Origin of the sequence: Curtobacterium sp. MCLR17_032 (assembly GCF_003234795.2) — a bacterium.
In the GTDB taxonomy this organism is placed as follows: domain Bacteria; phylum Actinomycetota; class Actinomycetes; order Actinomycetales; family Microbacteriaceae; genus Curtobacterium.
Map to the genome: position 1 here is coordinate 3,034,096 of NZ_CP126268.1, position 18,662 is coordinate 3,052,757.

The window sequence follows — 18,662 nt, forward strand, 5'->3', positions numbered from 1 at the left end:
TACGACTTGCGTCGTACAGCGCGAGTACGGTACGAATGCAGTCGTACTACGAAAGGGACGGCCATGCAGTCACCACGTTCCGTCGCAGGGTTCTGGATCCTCGCGGCGATGCTCCTCGTCTCGGTCGCCTCGTCGGCCGTGCCGTCACCGATCTACCCGGTCTACGCGGCGGAGTGGCACCTCACGCCGCTGATGCTCACCGCGGTGTTCGCGATCTACGTCGCCGGGCTCCTGCTCAGCCTGCTCATCGCGGGTCGGCTGTCGGACCACGTCGGCCGGAAGCCCGTCCTGGTCGTCGGCGGCCTCGGCGTCGCCGTGTCGCTCGGGCTGTTCGCCGTCGCCGACGGACTCGGCGCGCTCATCGTCGACCGCATCGTGCAGGGCGTCTCGGTCGGGCTGCTCATCGGCGCCCTCGGAGCGGCGCTCATCGACAACTCGCTCGAGCGGCACCCCGCGCTCGCGGGTGTCCTCAACGGCGTCATCCCGCCGATCGCCCTCGCCACCGGTGCCCTGTCGAGCGGGGCACTGGTCGAGTGGGGTCCCGCGCCGGAGCAGCTCGTCTACCTGCTGTTCGGCACGCTCCTCGTGCTGCTCGTCGTCGCACTCGTGGTCGTCCCCGAGCAGGTCGTCGCTCGACCCGGGGCGCTGCGGTCACTCCGTCCGACGGTGTCGGTGCCACGGGCCTCCCGGCGGCTGTTCCGCAGCGTCGCCGGGTCGCTCGTGTCCAGCTGGGCGCTCGGCGGACTGTTCCTGTCGCTCGTGCCCTCCGCCCTCGGCGCGGTCTTCGGCATCCACAACCACTTCGCCGCCGGCGCCCTGATCGCCGTCGTCACCGGCGTCGGCGCCCTGACCGGCCTGGCGATCCAGCGCGTCGACACCCGCAAGGCGGTCCTGCTCGGCCTCGTCGCGCTCGTCCTCGGACCGATCGTCACCGTCACCTTCGTGGTCATGCCGTCGCTGCCCGGACTGGTCGTCGGCAGCGCGATCGCCGGTGTCGGGTTCGGCGCGGGCTTCCAGGCGCCGCTCCGGATGCTCCTCGCCACCGCGGCACCCACCCACCGTGCCGGACTGCTGTCGACGATCTACGTGGTCAGCTACCTGGCTTTCGGCGTGCCGAGCGTCATCGGCGGGTTCCTCGAGCCGGCGCTCGGCCTGGTGCCGGTGCTCGCCGGCTACGGGGCGTTCATCGTCCTCGCGGCGCTCGTCGCCCTCGTCCTGCAGGTCACGTCGAAGGACGCGGCCGAGGTGGAAGAGGCCGCAGCCGACGAGGTCGAACGCACCGCGACCGGATCGGTCCGCACGGTCTGACGCGCAGCGAGCGGCGGAGCAGACTGCGGGCGGCCCCGAGCGCCGCTCAGTGCCCGGTCCGCGCGGTCAGTGCCCGGCCCGTGCGGTCAGTGCCCGGTCCGCGCGGTCTGGCCGCGCGGGCGCTGCACCCCGACGTTCCGGTGCGCCTCGGCGTGCGCGGCGTCGACGTCCGCCTTGCCCTTGTCCGCCGCAGCCCGCATCCGCTTCGACGGCGCGTGGTGCTTCGCCCAGTCCCAGAACCGGTGCAGCTTCGCCCGCAGCCAGGTGATGATGCGGTGGAAGAAGTGGAACTCGCTCGCCAGGACCGTCAGACCGACGAAGACGACGAGCCAGCCCGGACCGGGCAGCGGCACGAGGATCAGCCCGATCACGACGATGAGGCCGCCGACGATCCCGACCAGGACCTTGTAGAAGAGGTGCACGTGCGGTCGGGCGTGGATCCAGGTGCGCAGGTCACGGAACCACTGGAAGCGCTGCCGACCGGATGACGCGTCGGGAGCAGCACTCCGGGGAGGCTCAGTCGGGTCGCCGTGCATGTCCGCACGCTAGGGCGCGCGGCTGGGAAACCGCGGCGGATCGGGTCCGTGTGTGGTGGGGACGCTGCGGGGTGGGGACCGCGCACCGCGACGTGCGTGCAGGGGTCTGCCGCGCCTCCCGTCCGGCCGGGAGGCCCGTCACGCGTGCGCGACGCACGTCGCCGCCCACGGGACCGCGGCCAGGCGCGCCTGCGGGATCGGCTCCCCACCCACCGCGCAGCGGCCGTAGGTCCCGGCGTCGAGGCGCCCGAGGGCCGCGTCGACCTGCTCGACGCGGCGGCGGGCGTCGTCCCGCACCGCGCCGAGCGAGCTGCGTTCCCAGGCCAGGGTCGAGCCCTCCGGGTCGTGCTCGTCGTCGGTGTTCGCGCCGTCCCGCGCATCACTGACGTCCAGCATGCTGCGCTCGACGTCGACCAGCAGCTTCGTCGCACGGGTCCGTTCGGTCAGCAGGGTGGTCCGCGGATCGAAGTCCATGTCCTCGACCGTAGTCCGCCGGAATGCCCGCCCAGCCGAATGCGTTCGCATGCACATGACGAAGATCGGGTTCCTCTCCTTCGGGCACTGGCGTGACGTGCCCGGCTCCCGGGTGCGCAGCGCGCGCGAGTCCCTCGTGCAGGCGATCGACCTCGCCGTCGCGGCGGAAGAAGTGGGTGTCGACGGCGCGTACTTCCGCGTGCACCACTTCGCACCGCAGCAGGCCGCGCCCTTCCCGCTGCTGTCCGCGATCGCCGCCCGGACCAGCCGCATCGAGATCGGCACGGGCGTGATCGACATGCGCTACGAGAACCCGCTGTACATGGCGGAGGAGGCCGCGGCCACCGACCTCATCTCCGGCGGCCGACTGCAGCTCGGCGTGAGCCGGGGATCACCCGAGACCGCCCTCGCCGGCTACCGCTCGTTCGGCTACGTGCCCGAGTCCGACGACGAGAACGGCGCCGACCTGGCGCGTGACCACACCGCGGTCTTCCGGCGGGCGATCGCCGGCGAGCCGATGGCGAACGCGAACCCGCAGATGACCGGTGCGGTCGGCTCGCTCGCGATCACGCCGCAGTCCGACACCCTGGCCGAGCGCATCTGGTGGGGTGCCGGCACGCGGGCCACCGCCGAGTGGACGGCCGAGCAGGGCATGAACCTGATGTCGTCGACCCTGCTCACCGAGGACACCGGCGTGCCCTTCGACCAGCTGCAGGCGGAGCAGATCGAACGTTTCCGCAGTACCTGGCGCGAGATGGGCTGGGAGCGCGAGCCCCGCGTCAGCGTGAGCCGCAGCATCATCCCGATCATCGACGACGAGTCGCGCCACTACTTCGGCGTCCGCGCGCAGGTCGAGGGACAGGACCAGGTCGGACACCTCGACGGCGGTCTCGCCCGGTTCGGTCGGTCGTACATCGGCGAGCCGGAACAGCTCGTCGCGGAACTCGCCGCCGACCAGGCGGTCCGCGACGCCGACACCGTCCTGGTGACCGTGCCGAACCAATTGGGTGTTGATTTTTGTGTAAGAATGCTGACCTCGATCGTTCGTGACATCGCGCCCGCGTTGGGTGCGCGCGTCTGAGCGTCGACCTGAGACAGCCTTCGCGCCTCGCCGTGCGCTCCATCGATCATTCGATCCTGGGCGCAGGAGCGGGCACACACGACCAGAAGCGGCGGCACTCGCCGCGGACGCTGCTCGCCTCCGACCGAGAGCTCGGATAGGAACGCACTAGGAACGGACAAGGGCCGGGACTCATCGAGTCCCGGCCCTTCCGCGTAGCTGCCTGCCTAAGCGCCGCTCGCTGAATGCGCGAGTCATCGCGCGCCGAAGCGCTACCTGCGACACAGAGGGGCAGCTACGGCCAGTCCAAGGGGCGTCTAAGCGCGACACGCCCGGGATGACCCATCCCGCCGGACGAAAACTTAAAAGTTTATGCGGCGGCGGCACACGAACCGCGCCGTTGAGCCGATCCGGGACCGATTTCCCAGTGTGCATTCGACCCGCACGAATCGCGCTTGCAGCGCCCTATTCGGAGCTCGTAATGTCTTTCTTGTCAGCCACTACGGAAGACAGAAACAAAACATCAAAGGCAGCCCTTGAATGGGCAGACAGAAAGAAGAGAACGATGATTGCACTGCTCGACTCCATTCCCGCCGACGAGGTTTCCACCGGCAAGAAGAGCAATGAGTACCTGACCGATGAGGCGATCACTCTGGCCTTCGACAACCCGCGAAAGATCGTTCCTCTCGCCGAGGGCAAGCTCGTGGACAAGGCCTACCTGGGCGCACTTGAGCTCCAGGCGTTGAAGATCGATTCTCGGCTCGAAGTCGGCTTCCAGCTCGTGAAGAAGGGCTCGCTCAAGACCGAAAGTGGCAAGACGAGCTACTACTACAAGGGCCGCGTTTTCCTGACCTTCGCGCAGAAGGAGAAGAAGGCGAAGAAGGTCAAGAAGGCCCAGGAACAGGCCTAGGACTGAACCAGAAGAACCCGAGGGGCCGCTACCCGCTTCGAGTAGCGGCCCCTCCCCTACCTACAGATTGGAGCGCACATGAGCAAGACGGACAGAAACCCGCCGCAGCCAAGGCGCACACTGCTCCTAGACGAGATGATCGACTACCTCGCACACCAGCGCGCTGAGTCTCGGAGAAGGAATGAGGAGCACCGCTACGCCGAGTTCCATCTTGTCACCGGCGTACAGACAAGCATGGCTAGGAGCATCTGGTTCCCGAACCTAGGTGCCGTGCCCAGCGACACCGTGCTCACAGCCCTGAGGGCGGTTCCCGCCGACCTCTGATGAACACACAAGCAGCCCCCGGCCGATGGTCGAGGGCTCCTTGTGTTGGTGCAGAGCACGGAACAACGACGCCCCCGGATCAGGTTCCGAAGGCATTGCGGTTCGTACTCGAAGGTCAGTTGCCCTCCTTCTTGAGCAGGTCGATGCGGTCGGCCAGCTCGTTGATGACCTTGAGAGCGGAGTCACGCTTCGCGACGGCCTCTTCCTTGGAGGCGGCGTAGAAGGGCCGGCTGCGGTTCGCGTCGTCCACGAGGCCACCGACCTCGTGCTTCAGGCGAGCGAAGGTCCGGGTCACGATGGTGCGGTCGAACTTCTCGTCGGCCTTCGAAGCGGTGGTGGTCTGGGTGCTGGTGGTGTTCGCCATGGTGATTGCCTTTCGAGCGGATTGGAAGTGGTGTTGCGGCAATCATGAATGGACTAGTAGACCTGTCAACTCCTCCGGCGTGTCCATGGCTCGGATACCGCTTTTCCTGACCGTGCTCCTCGGACTGAAACTGCCTTCTGAGCGCGCAGGCTACAGCCCCGATGTCATCGTCCCTCTGGGCTGTCCTTCTCGCTCCTAGGGGCAACCTTCTGCCAGCCACGGTGTTTCCGCATGACGATGCGGGAGGCTGCCATTTCTTCGGGAGGTTGACCATCTGCGAGCACGAAGAAGGGCGGCGATCAAGCCGAAGCCGGATCGCCGCCCTGATGGTTCCTACCGAGAGTCAGATCTGCCTATTCGCCCTGCTGCTCTTCTCGTACTCTTGGAGTGCCAGGGTGAACTCGTCCGCCGAACTTGTGGGAACCTCCTGCACTTCGAAGCCACCGTCATCCTCGGGATCGTCGTCCGCATTGGAATCACCGTTGGCTCCACCCTCGGCCAGTTCGTCGGCGGTCGGGCCGAGTCCGTAGTCCTTGGGATCGAAGACCGGAGTCTTCTCGTTGAACACTCCGAGGTCGGCACCCGGCTCCATGAACTCCCGGGCAAGGGCGATGATGTCCTTGTCGCTCAGGTAGCCGAAGCGGACGCGAACCACGCCGGAGGCCGTCGAGACATAGCCGATACCAGCGGTCTTGTAGCCGTTGGCCTTGTTACTCGGTCCGATCTTAGTCTTCGGGTCGAACCCCAAATCGAGAGCGTCCTCTCCCAGGAACTCCTTGGTCCAGTAGTCGCTCGCCTTGTGCTTGAGTACGATTGCGTTGGGCACATTGTCGCGGACATCTCCGAAGACTTCCTTGGTTGCGACCTGAGTTGCCAGGATCACATACACGCCGAAGCTTCGACCGGTGGCGAGGATCTGATCCAGCGTGGCGAGCGGCGCTGCGCCCTCCTTGCCGAGCTTCTTGAGTCCCTTGACCAGGGTCAGGTACTCATCGATGAAGAGCACGATCCAAGGTGTCTTCTTGGTGGCGGGGAAGTCCCGGCCCAGGTCCTCGTGGCCCTCTCGGAAGTCCGGGTCGATGGTGTTACCCCGTGCAGCCACGATTGCGGCGATCTGGTTGATGGTGGTCACATGCTGGCGGATGTTCTCCTCGGCGAGGCCGATGGAGATGCGCTCGAACATGCGAACGCCCTTCTTCGCGTAGGCACCCAGCTCCGGCCCCTTGGGATCGATGCCGTAGAGCTTGACCCGGCCCTCGTGGACGAAGGGGGCGAGCTGCCGGATCGCACCCTGGATCGGGCCACCTTTTCCTGCTCCAGTCATTCCATATATAAGGGTGTGGTGCAAGTCGAGGCACCAGGGCTTCCCGTTCTCCATGACAGCCAGGGGCAGCGAGTAGGGCGACAGCGCGGGGTGCTCCTCGAAGAACTCCACGCCGAACTTGCGTTCCACGAGGATGTCCTCGGGCATTGAGAGATGAACCAGGAAGTTCACCCGGTCGTACTCCTCACTGGAGTACGGTTCGATGCTCTGCGCGTCGAAGGCCGACCGCACATCCTCCTCCAGCGCCTCCACGAGATTGCGTCGGTGGTTGTTGAGTCCGATGGCAACCATGAAGTGCTTGCTCTGATCGCCACCGATGAAGACATCCTCGGGCAGTGGCTTGACAACGGCCCACTTCGCTGCACGGGCGATCTGCGCCCGAGTGCGAAGATGCTTTCCGCTCTTGCCCTTGGTGAGGTCCCGGTTCTCGTCGTGAATCACCTTGACCGCCTTCGGGTATGGCGACCTCCATGCCTCTCCTGGATAGAAGCCTTTCTCCTTGCGCTCCTCCGAGAAGTGCTTGATGGGTGCAGTGAACTCCACGACCGTGCGGCTCTTGAGGAGTTCCCCCTGCATCTTGAAGAGGTGGGCTGGCTGCAGCCGGAGCCAGGTCTTCGGGCGGAGGAAGCGCCTCGTCCCGCCGTATTGCTTGGCGTTGCGCTTCCAGCGTTCGCCGTAGACCAGCGCGAGCCGGACGACGGCCCACCCTCCGAGCCAGAGGGCGAGCACCACCCCAGCGATGAGCGGCAGATGGTCGATGAGTGAATCGCCTACTGGCTTGATTCCTTCGGTTAGTCCTTCCATTCTGGATCAGTTCTCCTGGATCGTGATGCGCTTCTCGAAGCGCACCGGGGTGTTGTCGCGGTGGGTGAGAGGCAGAACGACGAGCAGTCCTGACTCGAATAGTCCGGTCTTGGCCTTCCGGTCTACCTTGCGGAGGATGGTCTCTACGCGGTTGCCGATAGTGAAGTAGACAACGCGGGAGTAGACGAAGCCACGGTCGAGTTCGGCCCTGTAGGTCCGAAGGATTTGCTCGTAGGCTTCCCAGCTCTTGGGGTTCAGCTCGACCTCAACGAGGAGATTCTTCGCTGTTGGGCTGTCCCGATCACCGTCGAGGAACACCGCGAGGTCGGGCTGATGGACAGCCTTTGTGACCATCTCCGGTGTTTCCTTCTCCCCGAGAGTGAGTAGTGCTGGAAGCGCTGAAGTGATGTCAGGCCACTCGATTCGGTCCTTACTTACAGCCTCGATTGCTGCTGCCATGGCACCAGCTCGCCACACTCCGAAGTCGCCTGACTCGCCTCTCTCCTTCCGCTTCTTAAGCTTCGCGGCGACCTTCTCGTAGGCAATCCGCATCTCGTGCTCGCTGATGACGCCTTCGATTCCGACCGGCTCGATGCCGAGACTGTCTCGGAAGAAGCCTGCTGGCGAAGCAAACTGGGCCGCTACATGGGCGATCAGTTGGTAGTGGCTCGCCCGTCTCTGGCTCGTTCCGTTGAGGGTTGCGGAACCGGAAACGGTGTGGCCGAAGGACTCAGCCGAGATCTTTCCGCTCTTGGTGAGCGAGTAGACAGACCGCTTCGTGTCCGGGTTTGTCGCCCGCCCGATCACTCCGAGGGACCGGAGTTTGGTCAGGAGCTTGTCTGTTCCCTTGATTGTCGGCAGTGTTCCGGGTGCGTCCTGCCGGTCGCGAATGATTGAGCAGGCCTCCACATCTGCCCCGGGGAACTTGCCGATGAAGTGCAAACGCTGCGCGTTTCCCTCTGTGATTCGGGGCCCGATGTACAGCTCGGAGCTGCGCTTCTGCTTCGTCTCGGTTGCGGTCTCGGTCAGCTGAGGAAGGTTTTCCTCGGGCTTCTGCGAGTCGAGTAGTGGTGGAATGGGAAGTCCCATGGCGATTTTTCCTCCTGGTCTGGTGCGGGCACATCGGTTGGTGCAGCCGCAGGAGGGGATATCGCAGTGAGGGGGAAATGGTGGGGGAAGTGGATGGTGGAGTGGTTGGGGAAATGGGTAAGGGTCCCAACCTCCACCACTCGAATGCATAGCCTGTCGCGTCTGTAGCGTGTTGAGGCGTCCAAACATGTTTAGTTCTCTTCCTACTAACTAAACACTCCTCCTTCTACCACTATTGGATTCGCCCGCGGCGGCGGTAGGCCGAGGCTGTTAGCAGTAGTTCCATCAGGCTGTCGGCAACCATCGGCAAGGCTCTGGTTCCGTCCTCTAGTGGTCTCCTACTCCCACCATCTCCTCCTCCTCCTCCTCCTCCTCCCGCTCCCGCTCCCGCTCTCGCTGTCTCCTCCTCAGCCTCGACCACCGCGCGCTCCCGTTGCTCGCTAGGGTCAACCCATGAGCGAAGTTCACTCGGGATCAGCAAGCATCGACACAGGCCAGCTCCTCGCAGAGCGGAGAGCATCGGGCTGGCTCCCGGCGCTCGGCATCAGCCAGGCAATGCAGCAACCTGAGGAGCAGATCGTCCAGTCACTCTCGGTCTACGGCAACCCGCTTGAGAAGGACGGGGGAAGCTTCTTCCGGTGGAACTGGGTTTACGAGTGGGCGCAGACTCAGTTCCGCATCGAGGGCCACGAGGACTACATCCGGGAAACTGCGGAGGGCATCATGCCGCAGGCGGGCAACGATTGGGATCGGGCGGTGCACGCGGCGACTCAGCACACGGCGAAGCTCTGGGCTACCGAAATTGTGGAGGCCGTGCTGGACATCAACGGCTGATCCCGGCCGTAGTGTGACACCACCGCTCTGAGGAGGGCTTTCGATGTGACGCTACGGCTCTGCGCTCGTGAGTGATGGTGTGACACCATCGCGGGGTTCGAGTCCTACCTGATGGTGTGACACCACCATTGCATGGAGACCGTGGGTGTGTGACGCCACTGCTTCGATATGCGTGCTGATGCGCTGTCGTGCTCTGTCGCATCGACCTCCTGGGTATGTGTGTGTGATAGCCGGAGGCGCGGAGTTCCCTTTCTCTCCGCGCCTCCGGCTTCTTCGTTTCTGGCTCGAGCCAGCTTGTCGCCGTTTTGATATGGGCTCCTGATCGCAACGACTCAGGAGGCAGATCATGAAGAAGTCCACCACTAACCCCTCACCAGCCGGAGCTACGAAGCGTGATCGCTGGCTGAAGATCGGCGCTGTCGGCCTTGCGCTCGCCCTGGCCGTGAGTGTGACGCCACTACTCAGCGGCACGAACGGAAACGCCGCAACGAGTGACGGCAAGTTCTGCGTTCTGGCTACAAGCGGTGCGGGAGAAGTGCAGGGGCGTTCGGGCATGTGTCTGCCGGGAAAGCCAATCGAGTACTACCAGGTCGAGCAGCGGGCTTCAGTCACTGTGCAGTTGTCCGCGAAAGACGCTGGCAAGACCGCTAAGTACCGCATCCTGGATGAGGCTGGCAAGGTCGCAGAGTACGACAGCTCGCAGCTCAACAAGCAGGGCTTCACAAACTTCAACCTGCTCGTCGCGGGCAGGGAAGTTCCTGTGGGTTCTAGCCAGAAAGAGGTGCAAGCCGCGATCCTCACCTACTCCGTTGAACTCGACATCGACGGTCAGACCTATAAAGGCACTTTCGAGTCAAAGCGGTCTAGGACCGACTTCTACGAGAACGGCTACAGTCAGACGGAAATGGGGGCCTGGACACTCGACTCGTCGGGTTGGAACTGGTCGCTGGGCTGATCGCACATTGAGATGCCCCGGAGCATCATGCTCCGGGGCTTTCGTCGTCCGTGGGCGCTTCGATGGCCCTCCGAGGCAGTAGGCGCCCGCCTGAGACGCTTTTGTCGTCTGAGGCGATGATGACGAACCATTGAGAGCCCCGACGCCAGGAGCAGGCAGCTATCGATTCTCCGACCTTGTTGATGTGTGACACCACGACTCGGGCCCTGGCTGGTGATCCCGTTCTGATGCCGTTCGATGCCGAATGATACCGATTGCTCAAGATCGGTATCAAGGTAGAACCCCGCTCGTATCGATGCTCTGGGCTGTTGAGGATGATCTTGATACCGAGATACCGATCTCTGGGAAACCAGCTCCTGTAAGGAGAAGCTCATCAGTAGAAGCTTCCGGGGCCATTCGGCATCACCGTTCGTGTGGAAGCATCCAAACCGCACTCCTACCGCACCTCTAGCGTCTCATCGGTTGGGCCAACCTAGACGACAGAAACAGCCAGAGCTTCGGGCCTGCCGCTTATCTACGAGATTGATGCCGATGTATAGCGTTCGGCATCAGGATCGAAGAAATCGGTATCAACAGCCTGACTCGTTGCCGTTTTGATATTGTGGTTGGGCACCTGGTGGTGGAGTTGTTGGCCTGATCTCCTACGACTCGCGGCCCGGAGTGACGAATCGAGTTGGGTTTTAGTCGGCCCCGTGTTCCTCTTCGTCGCTCCGGGCCGTTCTTGTGTGCACCTAGGCGCTTGTTGGCCGTTTTGATATTAAGTTCCGTCCCCCGATCAGGGACGCGAACGAATCAACGACTACCGACTACTGGAGGACTCATGTCCAATCCAATCATCAGCGAACTCATGCAGCTCGAACGCACAGATGCTCGCCGCATGGAAATTCAGGGCTATACCTACATCCCTCGGGGTGGATGGAGTAGCGACGCACTCAGGAACGCCTACAAAAAGAGATGGCGAGAGCTGAACGCCGCCCTTCCGAAGCAGTCCGAAGACACGGAGGCTTCCGGGGAACCGAGAACCGCATCGGTCGCGAAAGTGCGGAGCAAGCCAAAGGTCAAGAAGGCTAAGTCCGGCAAGCTCACGACGGATGACCTCAGCGAAGTCGGCGTCGGCGCGGCCTTCCACGCCACACACAGCGCCGAGCTAGTCGCTGTTCAGGAGTGGAAGTGCTGGGCGAGCTTCCAGCCCGCCTCCGGCCTGTGGACCAGCACCACAGCGAAGCAGGTCACTGCGCTTCTCGCGGACTGGTTCAAGGATGGGCTGTTCGAGAAGGCCAAGCAGAACGAGAAGCTCGCGCGCGAAGCACGCCGGTTCCGAAACATGACCGCGTGCCGCAACGCCCAGGACTACGCCTTCGGTAAGGCGCAGGTATCCAGCGACATTTTCGATGCTGATCCCGATGTGCTGCTAACCGCTGATGGGGCGCTCGACCTCCGGCGCGCAGAGCTTCGTGCTGCCCGCGCTGATGACTTTTTCACTCGCGCCGCAGGAGCTGGCTACGAGGCCGGTTACACCGACCCGCTCTGGGATGAGGTGTTGAGCGCGCTCCCCGCTGGGGTGGCCGACTATCTCCAGATCGTGATCGGCAACGCGCTCACCGGTCACACGCTCAACAAGTCGATGGTCTTCTTCTTCTCCGGGGACGGCTCCAACGGCAAGAGCACGCTCACCGATGTACTGAAGAAGATGCTCGGCTCCTACGCGGACCGGGTGGACTCGTCGCTTCTCCTCAACGCTGGCGATGGCAACCTCTTCGGAAAGGCCAAGCTCAAGGCGCTCCGCGCCGCCTTCATTGAGGAGCTACCGAAGGCGAACTGGCTCGATGCGCTCATCATCAAGGAGCTGGCCGAGACCAGTGAGATGACCGCGGCGAAGAAGTTCCAGGACGAGGAGACCTTCGACTTCACTGCCACCGTGTTCGTCAACACCAACTACCTGCCCCAGGTGTCCGAGAACGACCGAGGCACCTGGCGGCGGCTCGCCCCCGTTCCAATGCCCTGCACCTTCGTCGACGCCGAGGAGTACGCCGCTGCCGCTGATCCCGAGGCCATGGGACTACGCAAGAAGAACCCGGCCCTGGCCAACGCGGCGAAGAACCCCTCTGTCCTCAAGGCCGCGCTTGTTTGGGCGGTTGAGGGTGCTCGCAAGTGGTACGAGGCGGGAATGGTTGAGCCGCCGATGCCCGCCGCAATGGAGGCCGCGAAGCGGGAGTGGCGGGGCGGCCAGGACAAGATCGAACTTTGGTGGAGTGAGCGCGTCGTGGCAGATCCAAACTCCTACTGCCTCATCGGTGACCTTCACGACACCTACGAGGACGAGATGGCAGAGATTGGCCGCGCTCCCGAGAAGGTCCGCAAGTTCACGGAGATGCTGCAAGCACACCCGCTCTTCAAGGGAGCGGGCGCGGAATATGTACGCCGCCAGCGTGCTCCGAAGAACCTGCTGCGCTCAGCCCACATCCCGGATAACTCCGCCCGCAAGACCTGGGAAGCAGAGCGAACCGTTCGCCCCTCGACCGGGATGCTCAACTTCGTGAGCGGGGTCCGGTTCCGTACGGAAGCCGACGACCTGGCTGACGAGTCGGTATCTATCCCCGACAACGCCGCCGCGCTCGTCGACTAACCCCAGACCTACCACACACACCGAACCCTGCTGCGGCGGGAGAAACCGAGGAGCACATGACTCATGCACATCATCAACTCAGACACGGAGACCGTTCCCTTCGGCAAGTACGAGGGCTGGTCCTTCGGGGAGCTTGTCGACACTGACCCCAGCTACGCCCTTTGGCTGCTACGGGAGAGCGAGCTGCGCTCGAAATACCCGGATCACTACTACGACCTGGAGTTCTACTGTCTCGGGCTTGCTGCGGCCCGTCGAGGCTGGCGGCGACTAGCCCGCGGCGACTAATCGCCGGGACTCTGAGGAGCCGGGGCTTCTGCCCCGGCTCCTTTCTCGTGCCCCTTTTGATATGGGTACCGGCCGAGAGTCGGCCTAGGAACTACCTGGAGGTACCCCATGTCCAAGGAACCAATCTTCCGATTCCCCGCCCCCAGCGGTCGCATCGCGGAGCTGACCGAGGACCAGTACGCCGCCCTCGTCAGCGCCGGCGGTCTGACCCCGAGCATGCTTCTCCGCATCGCGGGGGCAGCGCTGCTCCTGGAGCACATCGATCTCAAGGAGGGGCGCTCCCTGAGGCAGGTCGTGCAGCATCTCCACGGCGACCCCGAAGCCGGCCCCACCAACATGGAGCGCCGCGCCGCTGTGGCGCTGGTCGCCTCCGGGCTCGTGGAGCTTCGGGGCAATGGAAGCCAAACCCGCTACAGCCGCGTGGGTGATCCCCGATGAGCAAGCCCAAGCTCGCCGCCCTGGCGCTGACAGACCCGAAGGTGCCGAACTTCAACTATGGGAGTGTCACCCTCAGGTAGCAGTTGTGTGACACCACGGCAAGGGCCGCGATCCAAAGCAGGATCGCGGCCCCTTCTGTACCCATGGGACGGGCTACCGACCCTGTGCGATCGCCACCGCTCGGCTCCACTCCTGGAGTGTGGCCAGGGTCACCTCGATTTCTCGAAGCCGCTCTAGGAAGCGTGCCGAAAGGGACTCGATAGCCGACTCGAGGGGGGCTGCCGACCACAGAAGTGCAGCAGCGAGGAGCTGAGACGCAGAGGTGAACGCGCTCACTTGCGTCGTCCGAATCAGTTGGTTGTTCACCTGCACATGGGCGGTGAGGTCGATCTGATGGGGCGCGTCGACGAACATGACCGCTCGGTGCACGCCTGCGGCGTCACATGCCGTTGCGAAGGTGGAGAAGTCCGAGACGGTCACACCCTTCCCGCGCACCTCCATGGCAAGGACCACGACACCGCCCGACGCGGCGTGAACATCGCCCGGAAGGTCGCGCGAAGGATCATTCAAGCGCCGCGAGCGCACATCCGTCGACAGGAGATCAAGGCATGCAGCGGCGAAGGCCTGCAATCGCTTTGGGCGATCCGGGGCGTCGTAGCGCAGAAAGTCCTCGACGGCGATCCTCGCTCCCTCGGCGGTCAGACCATTCGTTTTGGCTACGACGCTCTTCGCCGCTGCTGCAACCTCAAGGCCTTCCCGCAGGAACGCGGCGAGTGCCTGCAGCGCTTCCCCGCTGGTGAGTTCATTAGCCCGCAGGGTTACATCCCGGAAGTCGAGGAAGTTCTTGCGATTGAGCGCACGGCGCTCGATTTCCTCGATGCGGCTGGCGCTCCCGAAGGGGCTGTTATTGAGCGGTTCGCGACCGGTGTTGCGGATTGAGAAGCCGAACTCCACTGCTGCCGGAACGAGCACACCGTGACAGAGTCCGCGCGCGCTGTAGGCGTAGGGATTCGCCGGCGATGCGTTCGATTTGAGGCTGAGAGCGTCGACCCGCTCGTCTACCGCCTTGGCGAGCAGGATCGTCCCGAACGCAGGAGTCCAGGTCATCTCGTCGAGACCAAAGATGGTCCCCGCATGGCTAGTCCACTCGACCGGCAGCCGCTCGTCACTGCGAGCAAGCTCTAGCGCCGTTCGGAGCACTCGATTCGCGGTTTCCTTGTCGATGCTGATCGGCAAAGTGAGGCCTTTCTCGGCCTCCGTCCACGAGAGTCAGCTGATCAAGACAGAACTGCTCATCGACCGGACGAGCCGCTCGTCGCTGTCGGTTTCGGCATCAACATAGCCGAGCTGAAGCGTCAGCGCTCGAAGCACGGCCTTACCCAGCTCCATGGGGACCGCGTTGCCCAGCTGGCGCTGGATGTCCGCACGGCTGCCGACGAGGCGGAAGTTGTCCGGGAAAGTCATGAGCCGCAACAGCTCCGGCACCCTGAGTCGCCGCGCTCGCTCCTCGCCGGAACTGTTGACGCCGTTCTCCCAGTGGAAAGGGCCGACATACGGACCCGGCTGCGCCTGGAGGGTCGAGCTTGGCTTGTCGGCCGCGAGCCGAAGGAGGAAGGTCCAGTAGCGCGAACGCCACTCGAACTCATCACGACCGCCGTAGCGGTCCGTGTGCCAGAGGTAGTTCTGCCCACCCGGGATCTCGGCCGCCAACTCCCCGTACTTTCCCTCGACTAGCTCGCCGACCTCGGGGGCAGTATTGAGGCCTTCGAAGGCCGCCGCCGCCGTCACATGGGGAATCTTCGTCTGGTCCCAGATGCGTGTGGTCTCACTCGGACCCGCGTGGGTCGGTTCGGGGAACTTGAACGCGACTCCATCGCGTCGCCCCACGATGAAGACCCGCTTCCGAAGCTGCGGGACGCCGTAGTCCGCCGCCAGCAGTGTCTTCCACTGTGGGTTGTAGCCCAGCTCGGTCAGCGCCGCGAGGAGCTGCGAGAAGGCGCCCTGGTGGGTCTTGTAGGTCAGGGCCTGCACATTCTCGAGGACGAAGGCCTCCGGCCGTGACTGCGCGACAACCCGCACATACTCCTCAAGCAGCGATGCGTTCGGGTCCCGTGACTCGCGCTTCTCGGCGAGCCAAAAGCCGGACTTCGAGAACGGAGTGCAGGGCGGGCCGCCTACGACGAGTGCGGCGTCCCCTTCGGAGAGGGAACCCGCCCGGAGCAGGTCGGAGGTCGTCGTCTCCCGGATGTCGCCGGGGAGGGTGACGGTCCCCGGGAGGTTCAGCGCGAGGGTGTCGAGAGCTTGCGGGGCGTAGTCCGTCGCGACTGCGACATGGAAGGGACCAGGAGTGGGCCGCGTCGGTGCGGTGAGCGGGCGATCGGCCACTCGCTCGACAGCAAGATCAAGGCCACCTGCGCCAGCGAAAAGGCTGATGACGGGGAGTTTCGAGCCCGTGGAAGCGGGTGTTGCGTCAGGCGCTGCGGGCATGCGGATCATCGTATCGCGAGCTCACGACAGCGAGGATGTTCGCGCCCGGCGTGCGAGCTGTCCACCGGTCGTCAGATCAGGTAGGCCGTCAAGTTCTCGTTGCTGTTCTTCCAGCTCCGGCAGTTGGGGTGCGTCGCGAGCCAGCCTCGGATGCCAGTGAGAGCACCGATGACCTCCTGCAGCAGACTGATCTGCTGGTGGATGAAGGTGCGATCGGTCATGTCGCTACGCACCTCATGGGCAGGCTTCTGGCGAGCCTTCCGAATCTTTCGGAGCGGCGCGAGCACCGTCGTCGCCTCGGAGGTCGTCACGCCGTGCGCCAGCATGAAGTGCTGCAGTCGGTTGAGGGACCCGATTCGTTGTCCCCCCTTGTCGATGGCCGGGACGCCAGCAGTGTCGAAGAAATGGTGGCGCAGGTTGTCCGAGAGCACCTTGTCGAGCTGGAGCACGAAGTCGTCCCACTCCCGCTGAGACGGACGAAGTAGCCAGCCGAGGTCTGCCGGTCGTTCGGTCACGCGGAACAGGGGCTCGCCGAAGGCCATGGTCGATAGCTGACACAGGTTCTCGATCTCCATGAACAGGTGCGAGAACGGTCCGACCTCCTCGACCCAGTGCCCCATCTGCGACTGCCACCAGATGGGGTGCGGCTGCAGGTTGTCATCCGGGACTCGGTATGTCTCCCACCGTCGCTGATGCTCGGGAGTCAGTGTGATGAGGTCGCAGTAGAACACCGCGACCCGCCTCGCGATGGGCGACTCTGGATCCTGGGCGTCATAGCCAGACAGGTCGTAGGCGAAGCCAATGTGGCTCAGGCCAACATGATCCCGCTCGAACACCTCAGCATCGTCGGAGGCCTCGTCAGTGAGCCACATGCTCGCACCGGCGTCGCCAAAGCCGAAGCGGAAGCGACTGTCGTTGCGGTACTGCTCGAGGACGGCGAACTCGAAGTACGCCAGTTCGAGGGTCCCTTTGCCCCGTGCCATTGCGCGCGCGAAGGGCCGACCTGCCATCCGGGCGGGCAGTCGAACGCCCTTCATGCCTGCAGGGGTCGGGTATAGACAGACGCCGTAGCCGTCGGGCGTCAGCGACTCGAGGTCTTGCACCTGGTCGTCGAGGGTTCGACGCGAGGGCCAAGGCCGGATGTGGATGTTCATGTAGTCCGCTTCGGTCACCACCTGTAGGAAACCGGCCCTCAAGAGTTCCAGCCCGGGACCTCGCGACACTTCCACATCTCCGCCGTGAATGTGCAGTCCGTTGAACTCCCGGGAGTCAAGGAAACGCTTGCGCACTCGCTGCATAAGAGCATGCGCCTCTGTACTGAGTTCGATCGGCGGTCGCATATTTCCTCCGGAAGTCCTGAACGGGAGCGTACAGGCAGCCAGCGACAACGGCTGGGTGTCAACTACCGATCGTTGGTTTCCGCTTCGCTCGATTCGCTCGTTCTGATTGCAGCGCCTCCGTTACAACCCCAAGAGCGGTGTCGATAAACGGTGGCACCACGCTCCGATATGCAGCCATGTCAACAACTCAAGACGAAGGAGCGGATGATGACAGATTACGGATACGGGCGTGTGAGCACCGACCGGCAAGACCTCGAAGCGCAGCAGGCGGCGCTTCTACGCTACGGCGTAGCGCCCGAGTTCATCGAGGTCGAGAAGATCACTTCACGCAAGGCGCAGCGGCCGGGTCTGGAGCGTGTTCTGGCTGAGCTGAGCCGAGGTGACCGCCTGCACTGCGTGAAGCTCGACCGACTTGGCAGGAGCATGCACGAGCTGACTGATCTGGCAGCCAGCCTCGATGAGCGTGGGGTCACGCTCGTCATCGGCGGGGTCCCGCACGATCCAACTACCGCAACCGGGCGTCTTCTCTTCAATGCCCTAGCGATGGTCGCTGAGTTCGAGCGCGACATGACGGCCGAGCGCACGAAGGATCGGCTTGCGCACAAAAAAGCCAAGGGTGAATCAGTTGGCCGGCCGTCCGCTCTGAGTGTGCGGCAGAAAGCCGAGGCCGTGAAGGCGCACGAAGCTGGACTGTCGAAGGTCCGCATCGCAAAGATATACGGGGTGGCCCGCGCCACCGTGTCCAAGGCTATCGAAGCTGCCAAGGATGATGCGGCCATCGCCGCTGATCCCGAGTTGCGCAAGCAGGTGAGACTCCTGCTCCAAGAGGAGCGAGCGCTCGTCCGTCGACTAGAGGAAGCCACGGCGATCGCACGGATCGAGAAAGACGCCAAGAGACAGGAAAAGTCCGATGGCTGACCGCAGGAAGCTCACGACCTTCTTCAATCGGTTCCTCCGAGAGGAAACCGCCCAGGGCTACATCCGGAGTGCTGGCACCTACTCGACGGTGATGTCGCTCAACGGCGTTCCCGTGCTCCTCCTGGAGGCAACGAGGCTCGCAAGTCGCTGGGCGCAGCTTGATGTCCCCTACGAGTCGGTGACCATTTGGCCGGTGTTCACCGAAACCGACTCGTACTTCGTGACCTTCCGCAACCCCAGCACGGGAATGGTCGACAACCTGCCCGTCCCGTTCCATTTGCCCGGGCGGTACCACTTCGAGAGCTACCAGCGGTGGCTTGAGGACGCGCAGGCCGCGCAGATGCAATCCGTAGAGAAGCAGTTCAACAAGATGAATAGGAGTTGGTGGTCATGAGCAAGTTCAACGACCAGATGAAGCAGCACGCAAAGAACGCGGTCCGCTCGGCCTGGAGGCGTCTCCCGTGGCACTACAAGCCCGTAGTGCTCATCGCAGGTCTCGTGATGGTGATGTATGTGATTCAGGGGGTGTTGAGCTTGTTCGTTCAATAGCAGAAGTGAAGGGTCGGGGTTCCGTGAAGGTCGCCCC

Annotated in this window: 20 protein-coding genes; 12 read left to right on the forward strand and 8 right to left on the reverse strand. The window is 63.7% G+C overall.

Going from position 1 to position 18,662, the window contains the following annotated elements:
- The first annotated feature begins 63 nt into the window (after positions 1–63).
- The gene (locus tag DEI97_RS14465; protein ID WP_111076165.1) at positions 64–1,308 is read left to right on the forward strand and encodes an MFS transporter; all 1,245 of its coding nucleotides are present in this window, start codon (positions 64–66) and stop codon (positions 1,306–1,308) included.
- Positions 1,309–1,394: 86 nt separating this feature from the next.
- Here the strand turns inward: DEI97_RS14465 and DEI97_RS14470 are convergent, their stop codons facing one another.
- Both DEI97_RS14470 and DEI97_RS14475 read right to left on the reverse strand, forming a co-directional pair.
- Positions 1,395–1,844, reverse strand: coding sequence for a TIGR02611 family protein (locus tag DEI97_RS14470; RefSeq protein ID WP_111076164.1), 450 nt, complete (start codon positions 1,842–1,844; stop codon positions 1,395–1,397).
- 138 nt (positions 1,845–1,982) lie between these two features.
- Positions 1,983–2,318 carry a TraR/DksA family transcriptional regulator gene (locus tag DEI97_RS14475; RefSeq protein ID WP_111076163.1) on the reverse strand — a complete coding sequence of 112 codons (336 nt, stop codon included), beginning with the start codon at positions 2,316–2,318 and terminating at the stop codon, positions 1,983–1,985.
- A 49-nt stretch (positions 2,319–2,367) separates the two neighbouring features.
- On the opposite strand from DEI97_RS14475, the gene DEI97_RS14480 reads away from it, so the two are divergent.
- From DEI97_RS14480 to DEI97_RS14490, 3 genes are all read left to right on the forward strand, one after another.
- A complete protein-coding gene (locus tag DEI97_RS14480; protein WP_111076162.1) occupies positions 2,368–3,399 on the forward strand; it encodes an LLM class flavin-dependent oxidoreductase in 1,032 nt (343 codons plus the stop codon).
- Between the two features lie 544 nt (positions 3,400–3,943).
- Positions 3,944–4,288 (forward strand): hypothetical protein, encoded by a 345-nt coding sequence (locus DEI97_RS14485; protein ID WP_111076161.1) that lies wholly within the window; start codon positions 3,944–3,946, stop codon positions 4,286–4,288.
- Positions 4,289–4,366: 78 nt separating this feature from the next.
- Positions 4,367–4,612: a hypothetical protein gene (locus DEI97_RS14490; protein WP_111076160.1), complete on the forward strand. Its 246-nt coding sequence runs from the start codon at positions 4,367–4,369 to the stop codon at positions 4,610–4,612.
- 115 nt (positions 4,613–4,727) lie between these two features.
- Here the strand turns inward: DEI97_RS14490 and DEI97_RS14495 are convergent, their stop codons facing one another.
- From DEI97_RS14495 to DEI97_RS14505, 3 genes are all read right to left on the reverse strand, one after another.
- The gene (locus DEI97_RS14495; protein WP_111076159.1) at positions 4,728–4,976 is read right to left on the reverse strand and encodes a hypothetical protein; all 249 of its coding nucleotides are present in this window, start codon (positions 4,974–4,976) and stop codon (positions 4,728–4,730) included.
- 343 nt (positions 4,977–5,319) lie between these two features.
- Positions 5,320–7,032 carry an FtsK/SpoIIIE domain-containing protein gene (locus tag DEI97_RS14500; RefSeq protein WP_284158279.1) on the reverse strand — a complete coding sequence of 571 codons (1,713 nt, stop codon included), beginning with the start codon at positions 7,030–7,032 and terminating at the stop codon, positions 5,320–5,322.
- 78 nt (positions 7,033–7,110) lie between these two features.
- Positions 7,111–8,193, reverse strand: coding sequence for a hypothetical protein (locus DEI97_RS14505; protein WP_111076157.1), 1,083 nt, complete (start codon positions 8,191–8,193; stop codon positions 7,111–7,113).
- A 453-nt stretch (positions 8,194–8,646) separates the two neighbouring features.
- Between DEI97_RS14505 and DEI97_RS14510 the strand changes: the two genes are divergently transcribed.
- The 5 genes from DEI97_RS14510 to DEI97_RS14530 all read left to right on the forward strand — a co-directional run bounded on the left by DEI97_RS14510 (position 8,647) and on the right by DEI97_RS14530 (position 13,331).
- A complete protein-coding gene (locus DEI97_RS14510) occupies positions 8,647–9,027 on the forward strand; it encodes a hypothetical protein (protein WP_111076156.1) in 381 nt (126 codons plus the stop codon).
- A 346-nt stretch (positions 9,028–9,373) separates the two neighbouring features.
- A complete protein-coding gene (locus tag DEI97_RS14515) occupies positions 9,374–9,982 on the forward strand; it encodes a hypothetical protein (RefSeq protein WP_146248238.1) in 609 nt (202 codons plus the stop codon).
- A gap of 820 nt (positions 9,983–10,802) precedes the next feature.
- Positions 10,803–12,608 (forward strand): DNA primase family protein, encoded by a 1,806-nt coding sequence (locus tag DEI97_RS14520; RefSeq protein WP_111076154.1) that lies wholly within the window; start codon positions 10,803–10,805, stop codon positions 12,606–12,608.
- Between the two features lie 63 nt (positions 12,609–12,671).
- Positions 12,672–12,893 (forward strand): hypothetical protein, encoded by a 222-nt coding sequence (locus DEI97_RS14525; protein ID WP_111076153.1) that lies wholly within the window; start codon positions 12,672–12,674, stop codon positions 12,891–12,893.
- A gap of 108 nt (positions 12,894–13,001) precedes the next feature.
- Positions 13,002–13,331, forward strand: a complete 330-nt coding sequence (locus tag DEI97_RS14530) for a hypothetical protein (RefSeq protein WP_111076152.1) — start codon at positions 13,002–13,004, stop codon at positions 13,329–13,331.
- A 153-nt stretch (positions 13,332–13,484) separates the two neighbouring features.
- Here the strand turns inward: DEI97_RS14530 and DEI97_RS14535 are convergent, their stop codons facing one another.
- From DEI97_RS14535 to DEI97_RS14545, 3 genes are all read right to left on the reverse strand, one after another.
- Positions 13,485–14,567, reverse strand: coding sequence for a restriction endonuclease, SacI family (locus tag DEI97_RS14535; protein ID WP_111076151.1), 1,083 nt, complete (start codon positions 14,565–14,567; stop codon positions 13,485–13,487).
- Positions 14,568–14,600: 33 nt separating this feature from the next.
- Entirely contained in the window at positions 14,601–15,818 is a 1,218-nt protein-coding gene (locus DEI97_RS14540) for a DNA cytosine methyltransferase (protein WP_111076197.1), read from the reverse strand.
- Between the two features lie 71 nt (positions 15,819–15,889).
- Positions 15,890–17,116, reverse strand: coding sequence for a hypothetical protein (locus DEI97_RS14545; protein ID WP_111076150.1), 1,227 nt, complete (start codon positions 17,114–17,116; stop codon positions 15,890–15,892).
- Positions 17,117–17,362: 246 nt separating this feature from the next.
- On the opposite strand from DEI97_RS14545, the gene DEI97_RS14550 reads away from it, so the two are divergent.
- The 3 genes from DEI97_RS14550 to DEI97_RS14560 are packed head-to-tail and all read left to right on the forward strand — an operon-like array spanning position 17,363 to position 18,625.
- Positions 17,363–18,076 carry a recombinase family protein gene (locus tag DEI97_RS14550; protein WP_181439357.1) on the forward strand — a complete coding sequence of 238 codons (714 nt, stop codon included), beginning with the start codon at positions 17,363–17,365 and terminating at the stop codon, positions 18,074–18,076.
- Complete coding sequence (locus tag DEI97_RS14555) at positions 18,069–18,470, forward strand: hypothetical protein (RefSeq protein ID WP_111076148.1); 402 nt, start codon at positions 18,069–18,071, stop codon at positions 18,468–18,470. Before DEI97_RS14550 ends, DEI97_RS14555 begins: the two co-directional genes overlap by 8 nt.
- On the forward strand, positions 18,467–18,625 hold the full coding sequence (locus tag DEI97_RS14560; protein ID WP_181439356.1) for a hypothetical protein: 159 nt from the start codon (positions 18,467–18,469) through the stop codon (positions 18,623–18,625). Before DEI97_RS14555 ends, DEI97_RS14560 begins: the two co-directional genes overlap by 4 nt.
- Positions 18,626–18,662 lie beyond the last annotated feature (37 nt).